The sequence below is a fragment of the Pseudomonas sp. B21128 genome (genome assembly GCF_044218865.1).
Taxonomy (GTDB): Bacteria; Pseudomonadota; Gammaproteobacteria; order Pseudomonadales; family Pseudomonadaceae; genus Aquipseudomonas; species Aquipseudomonas iridis.
Genome location: NZ_CP162590.1, coordinates 5,250,808 through 5,271,586, shown reverse-complemented (window position 1 = coordinate 5,271,586; position 20,779 = coordinate 5,250,808). Strand labels below are relative to the sequence as shown.

Genomic DNA, 20,779 nt, shown 5'->3' with positions numbered 1-20,779 from the left:
TTAGCTGCCGCTCTGAGAAAAGCCCGGCTTAGGCCGGGCTTTTCTTTGTCTGCGATTTGGTAAAGCGTCAGCGCCTACAGGGCGCATGCACTCTCGGTGTGGACGCTCCCGCAGACTGCGATCTTTTGATCTTGCGTAACAGCAGCAACAGCACCAATCACCAGAATCGCTGGACTTTTCAGCTCAAACGCAGAGGCATCCAACTCCATCGCCATCAAATCACTGCGGCACTCACGCTGATGTGGCAACGAGGCATTTTCGATCATCGCTACCGGCGTATCCTTCGCCATCCCCCCCGCCAACAATTGCTCACGAATCTCGCCGAGCTTGGCCACACCCATGTAGATCACCAGCGTCGTCCCGCCTTGCGCCAGTGCCTGCCAATTTAATTGGCTGTCATCCTGCGTATGCGCAGTCACCAGCGTCACGCCGCGCGCGACACCGCGCAGGGTCAGGGGAATATCGCACTGCGTCGCACCGGCCAGCCCGGCGGTGATGCCGTTGACCAACTCGACCTCGACGCCACGCTCGCGTAACCACTGCGCCTCTTCACCGCCACGACCGAAGATGCACGGATCACCGCCCTTGAGCCGCACCACGCATTTGCCGTGACGGGCGTAGCGCAACATAAGACGATGGATGAAGGCCTGCGGCGTCGAGCGGCAGCCACCGCGCTTGCCCACCGCAATGATTCGCGCGGCGGGGCAGTGTTCCAGCACGGCGTCGTTGACCAGGTCATCGATCATCACCACATCGGCTTCACGCAGGGCGCGCACGGCTTTGAGGGTCAACAGTTCCGGATCACCAGGGCCTGCGCCCACCAACCAGACTTTCGCATTCATGGTGTCTTCCCTCATCAAATGACGGCAATCGGCTGCACGTTGGCGGCCAGCAAGCGCTTTATTTCCGGGACGCACGAGCCGCATTGCGTGCCGCATCCCAGTTGATTTTTCAAACCCTGCAGGTCAAGTCCTTGGCCAATACCGGCGCAGACTGCGTTGAGGCTGACGTTGTTGCAGTTGCACAAGGTTTTATCGTGACTGACCTGCGCCCCGGCGTTGCCCGGCGGCGCGCTCATTGGCGCCAGCAGCCAGCGTCGCAGTTGTTCATCCGCGCGACCTTCCAGCCACAAACCTTGCAGCCAGTGTTGCGCGAGGGTTTCGCCAGCCAGGCGAATGGCGGTAATCCGGCCGTTTTCAATGCGTACACGCTTGCCGATGGCCCGGCGCGGGTCGTCATAGGCCAGTACGGGGCCATCGATCAGCGACAGACATTCGTCGATCTCACCCAGCAACTGCGGGTCCGGTGCCGAGCCGCTGGCAGCGCGTATCAGCAATGCCGGGCGTTCACGTCCGACGAGGCTCAGACTCACGTAGGAAAACGCCTCGCACAGGGGTCGTAGCGTCTCGAAATGCTGTTGAACATCACCCTCGATCAGTGCGAAGAGTTGCCACGGCAGATTGACCGACTCCAAGCGCACACCGCTGTGTTTGAGTTCCGGCTGCTTGGACAAAGGGTCGAAGGCCGGCAGCGTCACGCTATTCACGCCGCCCTTGAGAAAGCGATCGCCCCAGTGCATCGGCAAAAAGGCCTGGCCCGGACGCACACTGTCATCGCTACCCACCGCAACGATCACGGCGCCTCGACGACTTTTAAGATTGACCAGATCGCCCGGCTGCAAACGGTGCCGGCGCAGTTCGTCCGGGTGCAGGCTCAATACCGCTTCGCTGACATGACCGAACAGTTGCGCCGCCGTGCCGGTGCGGCTCATGCCGTGCCATTGATCGCGCAGGCGGCCAGTGATCAGCGTCAGCGGGAAGCGCGCATCACGCTGCTCCTTGGCGGCGCGGTAAGGGTCGGCAATGAACTGCGCGCGGCCGTTAGCGGTAGGAAAAATACCGTCGCTGTACAACCGCGCTGTTCCGTGCCGGGCGCCAGCGGGGAAGGGCCACTGTTGCGGCCCGATCTGGTCGATCAGTGCATGACTGATCCCGCAGAGATCCAGATCACGCCCGCGGGTAAGCAACTTGAATTCATCGAATAGCTGCGAAGGTCGATCGAAGGCAAACAGGCTCGGGTGCTGCGGGCGCAGACGTTTCTCCAGACGCTGTGCGAAATCCACCGTAATTGCCCAGTCTGGCCGCGCTTCACCCGGTGCGAGAATGGCTTTGCGTACGTGGGAAATGCGTCGCTCGGAATTGGTGACCGTGCCTTCCTTCTCGCCCCAACTGGCGGCGGGTAATAACAGGTCGGCGAATGCAGCTGTTTCAGTGGTGCGGAAGGCTTCCTGCAATACCACGAACGGACACGCCTGCAGTGCTGCGCGTACCGAGTTTTGATCCGGCATCGATTGCGCAGGGTTGGTGCAGGCAATCCACAATGCCTTGATCTTGCCGCTTCGCACCTGTTCAAACAGTTCGACAGCGCTGAGCCCGGTGCTTTCCGGCAACCGATCGACGCCCCAGTAAGCCGCGACTTCAGCACGGTGCTCGGGGTTGGCCGCATCACGATGCCCGGGCAGCAGATTGGACAGACTGCCGGTTTCCCGCCCACCCATGGCATTTGGCTGACCGGTGAGAGAGAAAGGTCCTGCACCCGCACGACCGATTTGCCCGGTAGCCAGGTGCAGGTTAATCAGCGCGCTGTTTTTTGCGCTGCCGGCAGTGGACTGGTTCAAGCCCATGCACCACAGCGACAGAAAACTCGGCGCCGTGCCCACCCATTCAGCGCATTGCTGCAGTTGCTCGACACTGATCCCGCACAACTGCGACACCATCTGTGGCGTGTAATCACGTACCAGGCTTTTCAGCTCGGCCAGACCTTCGGTGTGGGCGTTGATGAAGTCGCGGTCGATCCATTCTTCCCACAACAGCAGGTGCAAAATCCCATGGAACAAAGCGACATCGGTGCCAGGCAGAATCGCCAGATGCAGATCGGCCAGATCGCAGGTGTCGGTGCGCCGTGGGTCGATGACGATGACTTTCATCTGCGGACGGCGCGATTTAGCCTCTTCGAGCCGACGAAAAAGTACCGGATGGGCGTAGGCCATGTTACTGCCGACGATCATCACGCAATCACTGAGCTCCAGATCTTCATAGCTGCATGGCGGTGCATCGGCGCCGAGACTACGTTTGTAGCCGACCACGGCCGAAGACATGCACAGGCGTGAATTGCTGTCGATGTTGTTGGTGCCGACCAGCGCCCGCGCCAGTTTGTTGAAGGCGTAATAATCCTCGGTCAACAGCTGTCCGGAGATGTAGAACGCCACACTGTCCGGGCCGTGTTCGGCGATGGTCTCGGCGAACACATTTACAGCATGGTCCAGCGCCGTGTCCCAGTCGGTGCGGCTGCGTGCGAGCGCTTTGCCCAGGCGCAATTCCGGATACAGCGCCCGCGCTGCGAGGTCGCCGGTCAGGTGCAGGGTCGAGCCTTTGCTGCAGAGTTTGCCGAAGTTGGCCGGATGCGCCGGATCGCCACTGACGCCGAGGATGCGCTCGCCGTCATGCTCGATCAGTACGCCGCAGCCGACCCCGCAATAACAGCAGGTCGAGGCGGTCGTCTGGCGGTTCATCAGATAGCGTCCCGCAGGGCCAATTGCACCCGGCCGTTTTCAACCCGCGCCGCGTGATGGTGGGCGCACCCGATATCAGGCGCCTGGGCTTCACCGGATTGCAGGTCGATCTGCCAGTTGTGCAGCGGGCAGGCCACACGTTTGCCGTAAATCAAACCTTGTGACAGCGGGCCGCCCTTGTGCGGGCAGCGGTCGTCGAGTGCGAATACTTCGTCGTCACTTGTACGAAAAATCGCGATGTCACCTTTGGGTCCGGCAATGATCCGCGAACCGAGGGTATTGATCTCTTCCAGGGCACAGATATCGAGCCAGTTCATGCCGGCACCTCCAGGTTTTTCACAGGGATCACGTCAAATTCTTTCTTCAATTGCGGCTGCGCCAGTCGCTCTTTCCAAGGGTCCTGCTCAAACGACAGGGAGAATTGCAGGCGCTCGTTCAACGCTTTGCGACGCTCGGGGTCTTCAAGCACGGCTTTCTTGATGTGCTCCATGCCGACCCGTTGCAGGTAGTGCACGGTGCGTTCGAGGTAAAAGGCTTCTTCGCGATAAAGCTGCAGGAATGCGCCGTTGTACTCGCGGACTTCTTCGGCGGTTTTCAGCTTGACGAAGAATTCGGCGACTTCCGTTTTGATCCCGCCGTTGCCACCGATGTACATCTCCCATCCGGAATCGACGCCGATGATTCCTACGTCTTTGATCCCCGCTTCCGAGCAGTTGCGTGGGCATCCGGAGACAGCCAGTTTCACTTTGTGCGGCGACCACATATTGAACAGGTCATGTTCAAGCTCAATGCCCAGTTGCGTCGAATTCTGCGTGCCGAAGCGGCAGAACTCGCTGCCGACACAGGTTTTCACCGTGCGAATCGATTTGCCGTAGGCGTGGCCGGAGGGCATGTCGAGATCCTTCCAGACGCCGGGCAAATCCTGTTTCTTGATGCCCAGCAGGTCGATGCGCTGACCGCCGGTGACCTTGACCATCGGCACGTTGTACTTGTCGGCGACGTCGGCAATTCGGCGCAATTCCGAAGGGTTGGTCACACCGCCCCACATCCGTGGCACCACTGAGTAAGTGCCATCCTTCTGGATATTGGCGTGGGCGCGCTCGTTGATCAGGCGCGATTGCGGATCGTCCCTGGCCTCGCCCGGCCAGGTGGAAATCAGGTAGTAGTTGAGCGCCGGGCGGCATGTCGCGCAGCCGTTTGGCGTGCGCCAGTTGAGGTAGCTCATGGTGCCGGCGATGGTCAGTAGATGTTGCTCGCGGATCGCCTGGCGGATCTGGCCGTGATTGAGGTCGCTGCAACCGCAGATGGCTTTTTCGCTTTTCGGTTTGACGTCCGCCGCGCCGCCGACGGTGTTGATCAGGATCTGCTCGACCAGCCCCGCGCAGGAGCCGCAGGAACTGGCCGCTTTGGTGTGTTTCTTCACGTCATCGACGCTGAACAGACCGTGTTCCTGAATGGCTTTGACGATGGTGCCCTTGCACACGCCGTTGCAACCGCAGACTTCGGCGGTGTCGGCCATGACCATGGCTTTGTCCTGGCCCTGATGTCCTACGTCGCCGAGGGCGTTTTCGCCAAACATCAGGTGATCGCGGATCTCGCCGATGACGTGATTCTCACGAATTTGTCGGAAATACCAACCGCCATCTGCCGTATCGCCGTACAGACAGGCGCCCACCAGAACGTCATCCTTGATCACCAGTTTTTTGTACACCCCGCCGATCGGATCAGAGAGGGTGATGGTTTCGGTGCCTTCGCCGCCCATGAAGTCGCCGGCGGAAAACAGGTCGATGCCGGTGACTTTCAATTTGGTCGATGTAACCGAGCCCTGATAGCGGGCGAAACCCAATTGCGCGAGGTGGTTGGCGCAGACCTTGGCCTGTTCGAACAACGGTGCCACCAGGCCATAAGCGATGCCGCGGTGGCTGGCGCATTCGCCGATGGCATAGACGCGCGGGTCATAGGTTTGCAGGGTGTCGTTGACCAGAATGCCGCGATTGCACGGAATGCCGGCCTTTTCCGCCAGTTCAGTGTTGGGGCGGATGCCGGCGGCCATGACCACCAGATCAGCTGGGATGATGTCGCCGTTCTTGAATTGCACCGAGCCGACCCGACCGTTGCCGGCATCGTGCAGGGCCTGGGTTTGCTCGCACAGGCGGAAATGCAGGCCACGGGATTCGAGAGCGCTTTGCAGGAGTTGGCCGCTGGTCTTGTCCAGTTGCCGCTCCAGTAACCACTCACCGAGATGCACGACGGTGACGTGCATGCCGCGCAGCATCAGGCCGTTGGCAGCTTCGAGGCCGAGCAGGCCACCGCCGATCACGACGGCGTGCTTGTGGGTTTTGGCGGTGTCGATCATTGCCTGGGTGTCGGCAATGTCGCGGTAGCCGATCACGCCGTGCAAGGTGTTGCCGGGAATTGGCAGAATGAACGGCGTCGAGCCGGTGGCGATCAGCAGTCTGTCGTACTCGGCTTCAGTGCCGTCCTCGGCAATCACCCGGCGCTTGACCCGGTCGATTTCCACCACTTTGCGGTTGAGCAGCAGCTTGATGTTGTTTTCCAGGTACCAGTCGAGGTCGTTGAGCACGATCTCCTCGAACGTTTGCTCACCGGCCAGCACCGGCGACAACAGGATGCGGTTGTAATTGGTATGCGGCTCGGCGCCGAAGACTGTGATGTCGTACAGCTCGTTGCTCAGCTTGAGCAGTTCTTCGAGGGTACGGACGCCGGCCATGCCGTTGCCGATCATCACCAGTTTGAGTTTTTTCATCAGGTTCTCCGGGGAGCGGCGGCTGGCCTCTTGTGGGCTTCAGGCCTTGCTCGAGAAATTTTGCGCAAACAAAAAAAGGCGTCCCGCTAGTTGCCTAGCGAGGACGCCTTTGTCCTGGTCCCGTTCTCTCGGGGAGCCCAGCCTTCGTCGTTGAAGGTTGGACTTTATGTGTGTGTTGAAAGGGCTAATGCAGTGGTTGTGCCAAGTCGGAGTAAGCCGGGTTTATTGGGGGGGCGCGGGTGGTGGATGGTTGTCTATGCACCGAATCGAAGCGAGTTGCTCGTTAGTGGGGCGAAAAACGGACGGATTTTTGAGTGGATGGGCGGGCGCTTTCGCGAGCAAGCTCGCTTCCACAGGGGGATTTGTGAACGCCATAGATCCCTTGTGGGAGCGAGCTTGCTCGCGAAAGGCGCGACTCGGTCAACCATGAAACAGTAAAACCAGCAGCACCAGATTGCCCAACAGCGCCACCAGCGCCATCGTCCGCCAGACCTTCACCGGCTCGCGCTCCAGCAGTGGTCTGGGGCGCACGCTCAAGCTGCGCCGCTCACCCTGTTCCAGTACCAGCAACCATTCTTCTGCCGTTTCAAAACGCTGTTGCGGGTCGGCAGCAACGCCGCGCTCCAGGCCCTGCGCCAGCCACTCCGGCAGATCGGGGCGGTAGCGACTGGCACTGACCGGCAAGCCAAATCGCGGCCGTTGAAAGGCTTCGATCTCGCCATAGGGAAAGTGCCCCGTGAGCAGGAAATACAGGGTCACGCCCAGCGCATACAGATCCTGTTGTGCGCCGGGCGGGTCACCGCGAAAGGCTTCCGGGGCGATATAGCTTGGAGTTCCCGGCAAAGTCGAAACAGCGTCTTCGGACAGGCCGGGACAGTAGGCCAGACCAAAATCCAGCAGGCGTAACTCACCATCGTCACCCAGCAGCAGGTTCTCCGGTTTGATATCCCGGTGCAGAATTTGCCGCCGATGCAGCAAGCCCACCGCACGCAGCAGTCGTTCTGCCAGTTCATGCCACTTTGCCAATGGTAACGGCCCGCTTCGCTGGAAAAGCTGCGCCAGGGTCGTCCCCGAATATTCCCGCATCACGTAGTACAAATGCTGACGCTGAAGGCACGCATGGACTTCAGGAAAATGCCGACCGGCCACGCGTTTCAGAAACCATTCCTCCGAAAGAAGCGCTTGCCCGGTCTGTGGATCATCTGCCAGTCGTGCGGGCAGGGTTTTCAGCAACCATGGCTGACCTTGGTCGTCGTGCACGCGATAGAGCAGTGATTGCTGACTCTGGCTGACAATTTCTTGCACCTGCCAGCCTTCGAAAGACTGACCGGATTTCAGCGGCGGGGGCAGCGGCCACTGCTGAAGATGCATCAGCGCATCGCCGATGTTCGCTTCACCGACGGCATCTACCCGCACCAGCAAGGCGCTGGCGTTGTCTTGACTGCCGGCCAGATGCGCGGCGTGCACCAGCGTGTTTGCCGCGCTTTGCAGATCCGGCTGGTCGCGCAGGATCGTTGCAATGGCGGTATCGCCCAACGTCGACCACACGCCGTCGCTGAGCAGCACGAAACACTCGCCCGCGCGCAATTCGCCGTCGAGAAAATCCAGCACCAGATGCTGATCAAGCCCTAACGCACGTTTGAGCACATGCTGCATGCCCGGCTGCTCCCAGACATGATCGTTGGATATCCGCTGCAAGCTGTCGGCATGCCAACGATAGACCCGACAATCGCCTACGTGGGCCAGGGTAAAGCGCCTACCGCGAATGACCAAAGCGCTGACAGTGGTGAGCAACGGTTGCCCACCGCCGTTGGCCTGCAACCAGCGATTTTGCGCCAGCAGCAGGCGATCCAGTGCCTGGGCCACGCTCCAGGTTTCGGGGGTGGCGTAGTAGTCGAGGGCCAGCGCCTGCAAGGTCGAGCGCGCAGCCAGTCCGCCATCGGCGCACTGGCTGACACCGTCAGCGATGGCGAACAGGTAACCCTTGCTAGCCGCCAGCGCCGGGGCGGGCGTGACCAGACGCAGGGCGTCCTGATTCTCCGCGCGCGGGCCGGTGGCGCTGGCTTCGGCGAAACTCAGTTGCAGGGCCATTCAGGTCTCAGACTCGAGCCGCAGTCACGGCCGCCGAACCCCAGGTGGTTCTCCAGCGCCGCTTGACGCCGTGCAGGCCAAACCACGCCAGCACGCCAAGGCTGGCGAACAGCCACAAGGCCAGTTGATAGCTGCCGGTGCTCTGTTTGATCGCGCCCATGCCTGCCGCCAGCGCAAAACCGCCGATACCGCCAGCCATGCCGATCAGCCCGGTCATCACGCCGATCTCAAGACGAAAGCGCTGCGGCACCAGTTGGAAAACTGCTCCGTTGCCTGCCCCCAAACCGAGCATGGTGCAGACGAAAAGTGCCAGCGCCGCGTAGGAACTCGGCAGATTGAAGCCGACCGCTGCGATGCAGATAGCCGCCACGGTGTACATCGCCAACAAGGTGCGAATGCCGCCGAAGCGATCCGCCAGTGCGCCTCCCAATGGCCGCATCAGGCTGCCACCGAATACGCACGCAGCGGTGTAGTAACCGGCGGTGACCGGGCTCAAGCCGTACTGATCGTTGAAGTAACCGGGCAGGGCGCTGGCCAGGCCGATGAAGCCGCCGAAGGTGACGCTGTAGAAAAACATGAACCACCAACTGTCGCGGTCACCCAGGGCTTTGAAGTAGTCGGCCATGGACTTGGCTTTCGGGCGTTGCGGGGCGTTTTTTGCCATCCAGGCGAACAGCACCAGCGTGAGGATCAATGGGATCACTGCGAAGCCGAAGACGTTGCTCCAGCCGAAGGATGCGGCCAGTATCGGCGCGAGCAGTGCAGCGAACACGGTGCCGGAGTTGCCCGCGCCGGCAATGCCCATGGCTTTGCCTTGATGCTCAGGCGGGTACCACTGCGACGCCAGCGGCAGCGCTACGGCGAACGAAGCGCCGGCCATGCCGAGGAACAGACCGAGGATCAACGCCTGTTCGTAACTGTGAATACCGAGTTTCCAGGCACCGAACAGCGCGCAGATGACGATGACCTGGCCGATCAGCCCGGCGGTTTTCGGTGACAGCCGATCCGCCAGCATGCCCATCGCGAAGCGCAGCACGGCGCCGGCAAGGATTGGCGTGGCGACCACGAGCCCGCGCTGTTGCGTGGTCAGGTGCAGGTCGGCCGCGATCTGCACCGCCAGCGGGCCGAGCAGGTACCAGACCATGAAACTCAGGTCGAAGTAGAGGAAGGCCGCGAACAGGGTCGGGGTATGGCCGGATTTCCAGAAGCTTTTATTCATCGCGCACCTCAGCTGTAAAGAGTCTCGAGAAGGAGTCATGAGTCAGCAAAGTGGGGCGCCACCACGGCCGCACCACCGGCCCCGGGCTGTGGGGCCAAAAACGCAAAAACGCCGCTACCTGATTCGCCGGGTGGGGCGAGCGGGTCAGCGACGTCTTTGTCGTAGGTGGGGCAACCGCCGTTGGTTACCTGTGTGGAATGTGTAGCGAGATTTGTGCCAACAGCCGAAAAAATCAAAAGCCCCTCACCCTAACCCTCTCCCGGAGGGAGAGGGGACTGATTGGGGGATGCTCGCGAAGTACACCGAGCTGTGATTTTCCGCTGTGAATCCATAATCGACTCGGTCTTTCACGTCGATGTTTAGCGTCAGGCATCTCGGTCAGTCCCTCTCCCAGAGGGAGAGGGGACTAATTGGGGGATGCTCGCGAAGTACACCGACCTGTGATTTTCCGCTGTGAATCCATAATCGACTCGGTCTTTCAGGTCGATGTTTAGCGTCAGGCAGCTCGGTCAGTCCCTCTCGCGGAGGGAGAGGGGACTGATTGGGGGTTGCCCGCGAAGTACACCGACCTGTGATTTTCCGCTGTGAATCCATAATCGACTCGGTCTTTCAGGTCGATGTTTAGCGTCAGGCATCTCGGTCAGTCCCCTCTCCCTCTGGGAGAGGGCTAGGGTGAGGGGCTTTTGATGTTCAATCGCGCAGGCTCCACAAACTTCAGCCGAGCAATTCACTCATCGCAATAATCTGCTCCGCCACCTGAATCAGCTTCTGCTGGCGGCTCATGGCCTGGCGCCGCATCAGGGTGTAGGCCTCTTCCTCATTGCAGTCCTTCATTTTCATCAACAGCCCCTTGGCCAGTTCGATGCGTTTGCGCTCCGCCAGTTGCTGATCGCGGGCGTGCAACTGCGCACGCAACGCCTGATCACTCTCGAACCGCGCCATGGCCACATCGAGAATCGGCTGCAAACGTTGTGCGTGAATGCCTTCAACGATGTAGGCACTGACCCCGGACTTTATCGCCTGACGCATCACGCCGGGGTCATGCTCGTCGGTAAACATCACGATGGGGCGTGGCTGGTCGCGGCTGACCAGCACCACTTGCTCCATGACATCGCGGCTCGGTGACTCGGTATCGATCAGGATGACGTCCGGGCGCACGGTTTCGACGCGTGCGGGCAGGTCGATGGTCAGGCCAGACTCGTCAATCACCTCAAAACCGGCCTCGGTCAGCGCCGCTTTCAGGCGTCCGACTTTTTTCGCTGTGTCGTTGATCAGCAGAATGCGCAGCATGTTGGCGGTCTCCTGTCAGCGGCGGGCGAGAAGGGGAGCATCGTCGCTCAGGGCGTGCAGCTTGAAACTGCGCGCGTAACCGGCCGGATCACTGCCATCCCAGATTTTGCCGTCGAGCAACTGACTGCTGCGCATGTCCGTGCCCCGTGCGGCAACGCCCACAGCGGTCGCTGCGTCGCGATAGAGGTCCAATTGCTGAACCTGACGCGCCACGGCGAGGTAATCCGGGTCTTCGCGCAGCAAGCCCCAGCGGCGGAACTGGGTCATGAACCACATGCCGTCGGAGAGATACGGCAGATTGACTTCGCCGTTGCCGTGAAAGCGCAAGGCGTGGGGATCCTGCCAGCGATGGCCGAGGCCGTCGGCGTACTCACCGAGAAAGCGGGGTTCGATGCACGAAATCGGCGTATCGAGATATTCCGGGGCGCTCAGCAGTTGTGCGGTGCTGCGGCGATTCTCCTGGCTTTCTTCGATAAATCGGCTGGCTTCGAGGATCGCCATCACCAGCGCGCGCGCGGTGTTCGGGTATTGCTCGACGAAGGCGCGGGTGCAGCCGAGGACTTTTTCCGGATGATCGGGCCAGATGGTCTGGCTGGTGGCCAGCGTAAAGCCGAGATCCTGCTGCACCGCGCTGGCGGCCCACGGTTCGCCGACGCAAAAGCCGTCGATTCGTCCCGCTTGCAGGTGCGCAACCATTTGCGGCGGCGGCACGACCACGCTGTCGACATCCTGTAACGGATGAATGCCTTGGCTCGCCAGCCAGTAATAAAGCCACATCGCGTGCGTGCCGGTCGGGAAGGTCTGGGCGAAGGTCAATTTTGCGCGGGATTGGTGCACGTGGCGATCCAGCGCTTCAGGACTGCTCACGCCGAGGCTTTGCAGGCCGTGGGAGAGGTTGAGGCTCTGACCGTTTTGGTTGAGGCCCATCAACACGGCCATGTCGGTGGATACGATGCCGCCGATGCCCAAATGCACGGCGTAGATCAAACCGTACAGGCTGTGGGCGGCATCGAGTTCGCCGCTGACCAGTTTGTCGCGCAGGTTGGCCCATGAAGTCTGACGCTTGAGGTTCAGGGTCAGGCCATAAGGCTGAGCGAAACCCTGAGTGGCGGCCACCACCACCGAGGCGCAATCGCTCAGGGCCATGAAACCAAGGTTGATCGCAGTCTTTTCCGGAGCATCGCTGCCGTTGACCCAGGCCAGCGGCCCGATGGAGGGTTCATTCATCGCATGCACCTGCAAAAGCCGCCTTCAAAAAAAACGCCGCCACCGGTTTTGCGCAGGCAAAACCCCATGACGACGCCATTGTCCTTGCCCGTACGCCGCCATTGGCGTGCGGGCTGATGGCAAGCAGGGTGCAAGGCATATGCCAGTCGCGTCGATTTGCGCGTGCGCCTCGCGCGGGGGGGCGATGCCCGGCTATAATCGCCGCCTCTTTTCGCCGCCCGAGTCATCGCCGCCCATGTACACCCTGGCCCGTCAGCTGTTGTTCAAACTTTCCCCGGAAACCTCCCACGATCTGTCGCTGGATCTGATCGGCGCGGGTGGACGTTTGGGCCTCAACGGTCTGCTGTGCAAGGCGCCAGCGAAGTTGCCGGTGACGGTCATGGGCCTGGAGTACCCCAATCCGGTGGGTCTGGCGGCGGGGCTGGACAAGAACGGCGCGGCCATCGACGGCTTCGCGCAGTTGGGTTTCGGTTTTGTCGAAATCGGCACCGTGACCCCGCGTCCGCAGCCCGGCAACCCGAAACCACGGATTTTCCGCCTGCCGGACGCCGAGGCGATCATCAATCGCATGGGCTTCAACAATCTGGGTGTGGATAACTTGCTGACGCGGGTAGCAGCGGCCAAATACAAGGGCGTGCTGGGCATCAACATCGGCAAGAATTTCGATACCCCGGTTGAACGCGCGGTTGACGATTACCTGATCTGCCTGGAGAAGGTCTACGCCCACGCCAGTTACATCACCGTCAACGTCAGCTCGCCGAACACCCCGGGCCTGCGCAGCTTGCAGTTCGGCGATTCGCTCAAGCAGTTGCTGGCGGACCTGGCCACGCGCCGCGCCGAACTGGCCCTGCGTCATGGCAAGCATGTGCCGCTGGCGATCAAGATTGCCCCGGACATGACCGACGAAGAAACCGCGCAGGTCGCGCAAGCGCTGATCGAAACCGGGATGGACGCGGTCATCGCCACCAACACCACGCTGAGCCGGGTTGGTGTTGAAGGCATGGTGCATGGTGACGAGGCGGGCGGCCTGTCCGGTGCGCCGGTGCGTGACAAGAGCACCCACACCGTGAAAGTGCTGGCGGCTGAGCTGGGTGGACGTTTGCCGATCATCGCAGCGGGCGGCATCACTGAAGGCAAGCATGCTGCTGAGAAGATCACTGCGGGTGCCAGTCTGGTGCAGATTTACTCGGGCTTCATTTATAAGGGCCCGGCGCTGATTCGTGAATCGGTGGATGCGATCGCGGCATTGCGCTGATCAAACCGACACACCAGTGATTTCGCTCCCACAGGTTTCGTCTCGGCACAAGAAACTGCAGGCATAAAAAAGGGCTCCTCGAAGGAGCCCTTGGGCCGTAGCCCGCCGTCCGGGAGGGACGTGCGTGTTTAATGCGTTGCAAATTCAGATTGTCGTGTCGGAATAAATGCCCTGTGTCAGCCGACGGCGTGAAGTTCGTTGAGTCTGTGGATTCCCGCAGTGCCGGTCATACCGTCCCAGTTGTCGCCGCGTCCTTCTCGCCAGCCGTTGATCCAGGCTTGACGTACCGACGGTAGAGTAAATGGGCAAAGCTCACGGGATTTACCACCAACGCCATATTGATATCCGCGCAAAAATGCTCTTTCCAACGGATCACGCTTAAGTCTTCTCATAGGGTGTTTCCCTCACTTGTTGACTGTATGTGTCGCGTTGACCTCAACCGAGGTCTGGCAGAAAAACTCTGCCGGGGGCGGCTCGCTGCCGGCGTGGCGAGCCAAGGTGTTGACGCCGTTGCGACGTCAACCTGTGCTCAGTTCTAACCAATGAGTCACACCGATGGAATGACCGATTTGTCATAAGAACGTAACGAATAGGATGCTATGGCAATAAGTAACTGCGTATTTGTTCAATGTTTATTGAGCAAACCCCGGTATGATCGGCACCGCGCTGCATGATGGGCTTAATCCTTTAGTGAGAATGACCCACGATTGCACTGGGGTACTATTCGACGAAGGGTTGCTTTGAGTCATTTTGTTGCTTCAACTTTTTTCTCTGTCCTTGCATCTAAGCTCTTTTAACCCGAGCAGCAGGGATGGGACGGCACACCTTCGTGCCACGCGGGCGTTCTTTTAGAAAAGCGCCTGATTGAAAACCGGATCGGCAATGCGTTGCCGGTTCACATAGCCAAAGGCTCTGGAAATACCATGTCCGACCAATTCGAACTCTTCCTCACGTGCCCCAAAGGTCTTGAAGGCCTGCTCATCGAGGAAGCCGTCGGGCTTGGCCTTGAAGAAGCCCGCGAGCACACCTCCGCCGTGCGTGGCATGGCGACCATGGAAACCGCCTATCGTCTGTGCCTCTGGTCGCGCCTGGCCAACCGTGTGTTGCTGGTGCTCAAGCGCTTCCCGATGAAGGACGCTGAAGACCTGTACCACGGCGTGCTCGACGTCGAGTGGCAGGACCACATGCTCAGCGATGGCACCCTGGCTGTTGAATTCAGCGGCCACGGCTCGGGCATCGACAACACCCACTTCGGCGCCTTGAAGGTCAAGGACGCCATCGTCGACAAACTGCGTACCCCGCAGGGCGACCGTCCGTCGATCGACAAGCTCAACCCGGACCTGCGCATTCACCTGCGCCTGGATCGCGGCGAAGCGATTCTCTCCCTCGACCTCTCCGGCCATAGCCTGCACCAGCGCGGCTACCGCTTGCAGCAAGGTGCAGCGCCGCTGAAGGAAAACCTCGCGGCAGCCATCCTGATCCGTTCCGGCTGGCCGCGCATTGCTGCCGATGGCGGCGCGCTGGCTGACCCGATGTGCGGTGTCGGTACGTTCCTGGTCGAAGCGGGGATGATCGCCGCCGACATGGCGCCGAACCTGCGTCGTGAGCAGTGGGGCTTCACCGCATGGCTGGGCCACGTGCCGGCGCTGTGGAAAAAGCTCCACGAAGAGGCGACCGAACGTGCGGCCGCCGGTCTGGCCAAGCCGCCGTTGTGGATTCGTGGTTACGAAGCTGACCCGCGCTTGATCCAGCCGGGCCGCAACAACGTTGAACGTGCCGGCCTGAGTGAGTGGATCAAGATCTACCAGGGCGAAGTGGCGACGTTCGAGCCGCGCCCGGATCAGAACCAGAAAGGTCTGGTGATCTGCAACCCACCGTACGGCGAGCGTCTGGGCGACGAAGCCAGCCTGCTGTATCTCTACCAGAACCTCGGCGAGCGTCTGCGTCAGGCCTGCCTGAACTGGGAAGCCGCGGTGTTCACCGGTGCGCCGGATCTGGGCAAGCGCATGGGCATCCGCAGCCACAAACAGTATTCGTTCTGGAACGGCGCACTGCCGTGCAAGCTGCTGCTGATCAAAGTCACTCCGGATCAGTTCGTCACGGGCGAGCGTCGCACCCCGGAACAGCGTCAGGTCGAGCGTGAGCAAGCAGCTTACGACCAGACGCCGGACGAGCCGCAAGAACGCAAGTTCAACAAGAACGGCAACCCGATCAAACCTGAGCCTGCACCGGCTCCGGTGGTCGAGCAAGCGCGCTTGAGTGAAGGCGGGCAGATGTTTGCCAACCGTCTGCAGAAAAACCTCAAGGCACTGGGCAAGTGGGTCAAGCGCGAAGGCATCGATTGCTACCGCGTTTACGATGCGGACATGCCGGAATACGCGATGGCCATCGACCTGTACCACGACTGGGTGCACGTTCAGGAATACGCCGCGCCGAAATCGATCGACCCGCAAAAGGCTTCGATCCGCATGTTCGATGCGTTGGCAGCGATTCCGCAGGCGCTGAACATCGACAAGAGCCGCGTGGTGGTCAAACGCCGCGAGCGCCAGAGTGGCACCAAGCAGTACGAACGTCAGGCGGCGCAGGGCAAGTTCAATGAAGTGACCGAGGGCGGCGTCAAGTTGCTGGTCAACCTCACCGACTACCTCGACACCGGGCTGTTCCTGGATCACCGGGCGATGCGCCTGCGCATTCAGAAAGAAGCCGCCGGCAAGCGCTTCCTCAATCTGTATTGCTACACCGCGACTGCCAGCGTGCACGCGGCCAAGGGCGGTGCGCGCAGCACCACCAGCGTCGACCTGTCAAAGACCTACCTCGACTGGGCGCGCCGCAACCTGTCGCTGAACGGCTTCTCGGACAAGAACCGCCTGGAGCAGGGCGACGTGATGGCGTGGCTGGAAAGTTGCCGCGAAGAGTACGACCTGATCTTCATCGATCCGCCGACCTTCTCCAACTCCAAGCGCATGGAAGGCATTTTCGACGTGCAGCGTGATCAGGTGCAGTTGATCGACCTGGCCATGGCCCGCCTGGCGCCGGGCGGCGTGTTGTATTTCTCCAACAACTTCCGCAAGTTCCAGTTGGAAGAGAACCTGGCCGAGCGTTACGCGATTGAGGAAATCAGCGCGCAGACCATTGATCCGGATTTCGCGCGTAACGCCAAGATTCACCGCGCATGGAAAATCACGGCTCGTTGACGCTGCAAAGGATTGGATCCACAGAGCCTTGATTTTTAAAGGCTCTTGGATCTGATCAACGCTAGCCAAATTGATGGCTAATAGCTATAAACTCACTCATGGCCAATGGGGGTTCCCCCGCAATGCTGGCGTAGTGAGTTGCCCTTATGTCGTTGCACCCCGTGCGTCCGAAGATTCTGGGTTTCATCAGCGAAGACGTCTCGGCCTGGCTGGTCGCGATGCTGGTATTGCTCGCCGGCGGGATCCTCACGGGGCTGCTTGCCTGGGCCACGTTCAGCCAGTTTGAACAACAACTGCGTCAGCGCTTTCAGTTGCTGGCCAATGAGCGTTACAGCCGCATCGAAGAGCGATTTCAGGACCAGGAGCAACGCCTCGACGGCCTGCGCCGCTTCTTCACCTATTCCCAATCGGTGTCTCGCGCCGAGTTCGATGGTTACACCCGACCCTTGTTACTGCGCACCCAGGCCTATTCGTTTGCCCTCAGGGTCAGTGCTGCCGAACGCGCCGAATTTGAGCAGCGCGTGCGTGAGGAAGGCCTGAGCACGTTTACGATGCGCGAGCTCAATGAACAGAGAGAATTGCAACCGGCGTCCCCCCGAGATGAATACGTGCCGGTGTTGTACAGTCAGACCCAAAGCCGTCTGGGCTCGCCGCTGGGCTACGATTTGCTCGCGCAGCCGCTGCGCCGCGACGTCCTGCAGCGCGCCGATGAGCTGCGTACCCTGGTCGTCTCGCAACCGATGCATTTGGTCAGTGTCGAGCCAGCTTATGCTCGCGGGGTCTTGCTGGTGGCGCCAGTCATTCGAGAGGGGCAGCAAAAGCCTTTCGGCTATGTGATGGCCGTGATCAGCATGCGTCAGTTGCTGGCGGATGGTTTGCCGGACGCGCTCCATGACTACCTTTCGGTGCGCATTCTCGACCTGTCGATCCCTGAGCAGCACGAGGTGCTCTACGAATCGGCCAACGATCCGGCACCCAGTGCTCTGGCCACGACGCGGCTGGTACGTATGGCCGATCACGACTATCAGGTGGATATCCTGCCGAGCGACGCTTTCATGCAGGCCAACCACTCGTCAGTGGGGAGTGTGCTGATTCTCGGTGGATTACTCAGTCTGCTGCTGAGTGCGTTGTTATATGTGCTGGTCAGCCAGCGCCAGCGAGCCTTGCATCTGGTCGAGCAGCGCACGCAAGAGTTGCACGACAGCGAACAGGAACTGCGCGGCACGCACGGCCAGTTGCGCGGCGTGCTGAATGCCGCAACGCAGGTGGCGATCATCGCCACCGATCTGCGCGGGGTGATCAGCACTTTCAACCCCGGCGCCGAACAGATGCTTGGCTACCGCAGCGATGAGGTGGTCGGCCGCATGACCCTGGAGAACCTGCATTTTCCGCGCGAGCTGATGGCCCGCGCGGCGGAATTGAGTGCGCGTTACGGCAAGACGATCCCGACCTGTCACGCGATGCTGGTCGAAGGCGGCGAAGTCGGCGGGCACGAGGCGCGCGAGTGGACGCTGATCTGCCAGGACGGCAGTCACCTGCCGGTGAACATGCTCGCCACCCCCGTGCTGGATGAGCAGGGCCTGTGGGTCGGGCATCTGGCGATCTGCATCGACATCACTGAGCGCAAGCGTGTGCACGAGGCGCTGGCGGCGCGTGATGTGCTGCTGAAAAAGCTTAGCGCTCACGTGCCCGGCGGCATTTACCAGTTCAAGATGGAATTCGACGGTCGCTTCAGTGTGATCTATGCCAGCGACGGCATTCGCGAGATCTACGAACTCGAACCGGATGTGCTGCTGCTTGATGCAGAGGCCATTTTCTCCCGTATCTATCCGCAGGACGTGATCCGCGTGCGCGCCTCGATTCGGGCATCCGCGCATAGCCTCAGCCCATGGCGCGAGGAATACCGCGTGCAGTTGCCCGTACGCGGTCTGCGCTGGGTGCGTGGCGAGGCGACGCCGGAGGAGCTGCCCGGCGGCGGCGTGCTGTGGCATGGCTATATCTCGGACATTTCAGATTTGAAGCGCGTGGAGGAGGAACTTCGGGCGCTGTCGATCACTGATTCGTTGACCGGTATTCACAATCGTCGCTATTTCCAGGAGCGCCTGACCACCGAAATGGCCCGGGTCGAGCGCGGTGGCGGTGAACTGTCGGTGATCATGCTCGACATCGACCATTTCAAACGGATCAACGACCTGCACGGGCATGCTGTGGGCGACCGGGTGCTGCAAGCCGTGTGCGAGCGCATCGGCCATCGCTTGCGCCGCACGGATGTGTTCTGTCGCTTGGGTGGCGAGGAATTCATGGTGCTCTGCCCGGACATCGACGGCGAACACGCGTACATGCTCGCTGTGGAATTGTGGCAGGGGTTGCGCAGTGCGCCGGTTGATGTGGTCGGCGTGGTGACCGCAAGCTTCGGTATCGCCAGTTGGCGACCGGGGGAGGGCGCTGATTCGCTGTTGCTGCGCGCGGACTACGGGGTGTACGCGGCGAAGCAGGGCGGGCGGGACCGGGTCGAGCGGCAGATGAATTGATATTGAACACAGCACAAACCCTGTGGGAGCCGGGCTTGCTCGCGAGAGCGTCAGTTCAGTCAGAATCCTTGGTGACTGACCCTGCGCTATCGCTGGCAAGCCAGCTCCCATAGGGTTTTAGGGTGTTGGCGGGACTGGATTACAAGACGGAAGCCGTCTGCGGCAGCTTCGGCTGGCGATACAGATCCAGCAGCACCTGATCCAGCACCGACGATGCACCAAACGGCGCTTTGTCGTTGAGGATCGCCACCACCGCCCACGTGTTGCCGTTGACGTCGCGGCTGAAACCGGCGATGGCTCGCACGGTGTTCAGGGTGCCGGTTTTGACGTGGGCTTCGCCGCGCATAGCGGTGGTCTTCAGGCGTTTGCGCATGGTGCCGTCGGTGCCGGCAATCGGCAACGAGCTGATGTACTCGGCGGCATACGGGCTGTGCCAGGCGGCTTGCAGCATGTTCGCCATCTCACGGGCGCTGACCCGTTCGGCACGGGACAGGCCGGAACCGTTCTCCATCACCAGGTGCGGTGCGGTAATGCCTTTTTTCGCCAGCCACTGACGAACTACGCGCTGCGCTGCCCTGGCGTCGTCACCGTCGGCGTCGTTGCGGAACCTCTGGCCCAGGCTCAGGAACAGCTGCTGAGCCATGGTGTTGTTACTGTATTTGTTGATGTCGCGGATGATTTCCGCCAGATCTGGCGAGAATGCGCGAGCCAGCAATTTGGCGTTGCTCGGGGTCGGCGCGAGACGATCCCTGCCCTGAATGCTGCCACCCAACTCCTTCCAGATCGCACGAACGGCGCCCGCGGTGTAGGTCGCGTGGTCGAGCAACGACAGGTACGTCTGCGAGCTGCAACCTTCACCCAACTGGCCGCCCACCGTCACGGTCACGCTGCCATCGGGCTGTGGCACCGGGTTGTAGCGCACACCGCCGGTGCATTGCTTGGAGGGGAGTGCTTTAACGGTGTTTTCGATGCGGATACTGGCGATCGGCGGTTCCACCGAGATCAACACTCGGCCACCGTCATTGCGGGCGACGAAGCGCAGGGCCTTGAGGTTGACCAGCAGCGAGTCGGGTTTGACCAGAAACGGCTTGTTCTGGTCATTGCCGTCATCGTTGAATTCCGGCAGCTGTGGCTGCACGAAGAAATTGCGGTCCAGCACCAGATCACCGGTGATCTGCGTGACGCCGTTGGCGCGCAGATCGCGCATCAACAGCCAGAGTTTTTCCATGTTCAGCTTCGGATCGCCGCCACCCTTGAGATAGAGGTTACCGTTGAGGATACCGCCGCTCAGAGTGCCATCGGTGTAGAACTCGGTTTTCCACTGGTGGTTGGGGCCGAGCATTTCCAGCGCCGCGTAGGTGGTCACCAGTTTCATGGTCGAGGCCGGGTTGACCGACACATCGGCGTTGAACACGGTGGCTGTGCCTGGGCCATCGAGCGGCACCATTACCAGCGACAGGGCGTTAGGCTGCAGTTTGCTCGCCTTGAGGGCTTTTTCGACGTTGGGGGTGAGGGCTGTATTGATTGGGGCAGCAGAGGCAGGCAGGGCCAGAGGAAGAAATAGGCCGGCGAAAAAAAGTGGACGCAACGATTTGATCATGTGAAATAAAACCCTGCAAAAGAGGGGGAGAAAA

13 protein-coding genes are annotated in these 20,779 nt (G+C 60.8%); 3 read left to right on the top strand and 10 right to left on the bottom strand.

Annotated features, from left to right (window positions below; translation table 11 throughout):
* Window positions 1-74: 74 nt before the first annotated feature.
* From cobA to AB4P91_RS23690, 8 genes are all read right to left on the bottom strand, one after another.
* The gene (gene cobA, locus AB4P91_RS23725) at window positions 75-842 is read right to left on the bottom strand and encodes a uroporphyrinogen-III C-methyltransferase (protein WP_395603838.1); all 768 of its coding nucleotides are present in this window, start codon (window positions 840-842) and stop codon (window positions 75-77) included.
* A 14-nt stretch (window positions 843-856) separates the two neighbouring features.
* Window positions 857-3,571: a molybdopterin-dependent oxidoreductase gene (locus AB4P91_RS23720; RefSeq protein WP_395603837.1), complete on the bottom strand. Its 2,715-nt coding sequence runs from the start codon at window positions 3,569-3,571 to the stop codon at window positions 857-859.
* Window positions 3,571-3,888 carry a nitrite reductase small subunit NirD gene (nirD, locus tag AB4P91_RS23715; RefSeq protein WP_042558503.1) on the bottom strand — a complete coding sequence of 106 codons (318 nt, stop codon included), beginning with the start codon at window positions 3,886-3,888 and terminating at the stop codon, window positions 3,571-3,573. Before nirD ends, AB4P91_RS23720 begins: the two co-directional genes overlap by 1 nt.
* Window positions 3,885-6,338, bottom strand: a complete 2,454-nt coding sequence (nirB, locus tag AB4P91_RS23710) for a nitrite reductase large subunit NirB (RefSeq protein WP_150594602.1) — start codon at window positions 6,336-6,338, stop codon at window positions 3,885-3,887. Before nirB ends, nirD begins: the two co-directional genes overlap by 4 nt.
* Window positions 6,339-6,758: 420 nt before the next feature.
* The gene (locus tag AB4P91_RS23705) at window positions 6,759-8,429 is read right to left on the bottom strand and encodes a protein kinase (protein WP_395603836.1); all 1,671 of its coding nucleotides are present in this window, start codon (window positions 8,427-8,429) and stop codon (window positions 6,759-6,761) included.
* 7 nt (window positions 8,430-8,436) lie between these two features.
* Entirely contained in the window at window positions 8,437-9,648 is a 1,212-nt protein-coding gene (locus AB4P91_RS23700; protein ID WP_150597032.1) for a NarK/NasA family nitrate transporter, read from the bottom strand.
* Between the two features lie 714 nt (window positions 9,649-10,362).
* Window positions 10,363-10,938, bottom strand: a complete 576-nt coding sequence (locus AB4P91_RS23695; RefSeq protein WP_042558507.1) for an ANTAR domain-containing response regulator — start codon at window positions 10,936-10,938, stop codon at window positions 10,363-10,365.
* Between the two features lie 15 nt (window positions 10,939-10,953).
* Window positions 10,954-12,165 carry a CmpA/NrtA family ABC transporter substrate-binding protein gene (locus tag AB4P91_RS23690; protein WP_395603835.1) on the bottom strand — a complete coding sequence of 404 codons (1,212 nt, stop codon included), beginning with the start codon at window positions 12,163-12,165 and terminating at the stop codon, window positions 10,954-10,956.
* Between the two features lie 235 nt (window positions 12,166-12,400).
* Between AB4P91_RS23690 and AB4P91_RS23685 the strand changes: the two genes are divergently transcribed.
* Window positions 12,401-13,420, top strand: coding sequence for a quinone-dependent dihydroorotate dehydrogenase (locus AB4P91_RS23685; RefSeq protein WP_395603834.1), 1,020 nt, complete (start codon window positions 12,401-12,403; stop codon window positions 13,418-13,420).
* Window positions 13,421-13,596: 176 nt separating this feature from the next.
* Here AB4P91_RS23685 and rmf read toward each other — a convergent pair whose 3' ends face one another.
* Window positions 13,597-13,812: a ribosome modulation factor gene (gene rmf / locus AB4P91_RS23680; protein WP_003223300.1), complete on the bottom strand. Its 216-nt coding sequence runs from the start codon at window positions 13,810-13,812 to the stop codon at window positions 13,597-13,599.
* Window positions 13,813-14,343: 531 nt separating this feature from the next.
* On the opposite strand from rmf, the gene rlmKL reads away from it, so the two are divergent.
* Both rlmKL and AB4P91_RS23670 read left to right on the top strand, forming a co-directional pair.
* Window positions 14,344-16,614, top strand: coding sequence for a bifunctional 23S rRNA (guanine(2069)-N(7))-methyltransferase RlmK/23S rRNA (guanine(2445)-N(2))-methyltransferase RlmL (rlmKL, locus tag AB4P91_RS23675; RefSeq protein ID WP_150594606.1), 2,271 nt, complete (start codon window positions 14,344-14,346; stop codon window positions 16,612-16,614).
* A 146-nt stretch (window positions 16,615-16,760) separates the two neighbouring features.
* Window positions 16,761-19,145 (top strand): diguanylate cyclase, encoded by a 2,385-nt coding sequence (locus AB4P91_RS23670; protein ID WP_395603833.1) that lies wholly within the window; start codon window positions 16,761-16,763, stop codon window positions 19,143-19,145.
* Between the two features lie 139 nt (window positions 19,146-19,284).
* Here AB4P91_RS23670 and dacB read toward each other — a convergent pair whose 3' ends face one another.
* Window positions 19,285-20,745, bottom strand: a complete 1,461-nt coding sequence (gene dacB, locus AB4P91_RS23665) for a D-alanyl-D-alanine carboxypeptidase/D-alanyl-D-alanine-endopeptidase (RefSeq protein WP_210622361.1) — start codon at window positions 20,743-20,745, stop codon at window positions 19,285-19,287.
* Window positions 20,746-20,779: the final 34 nt, after the last annotated feature.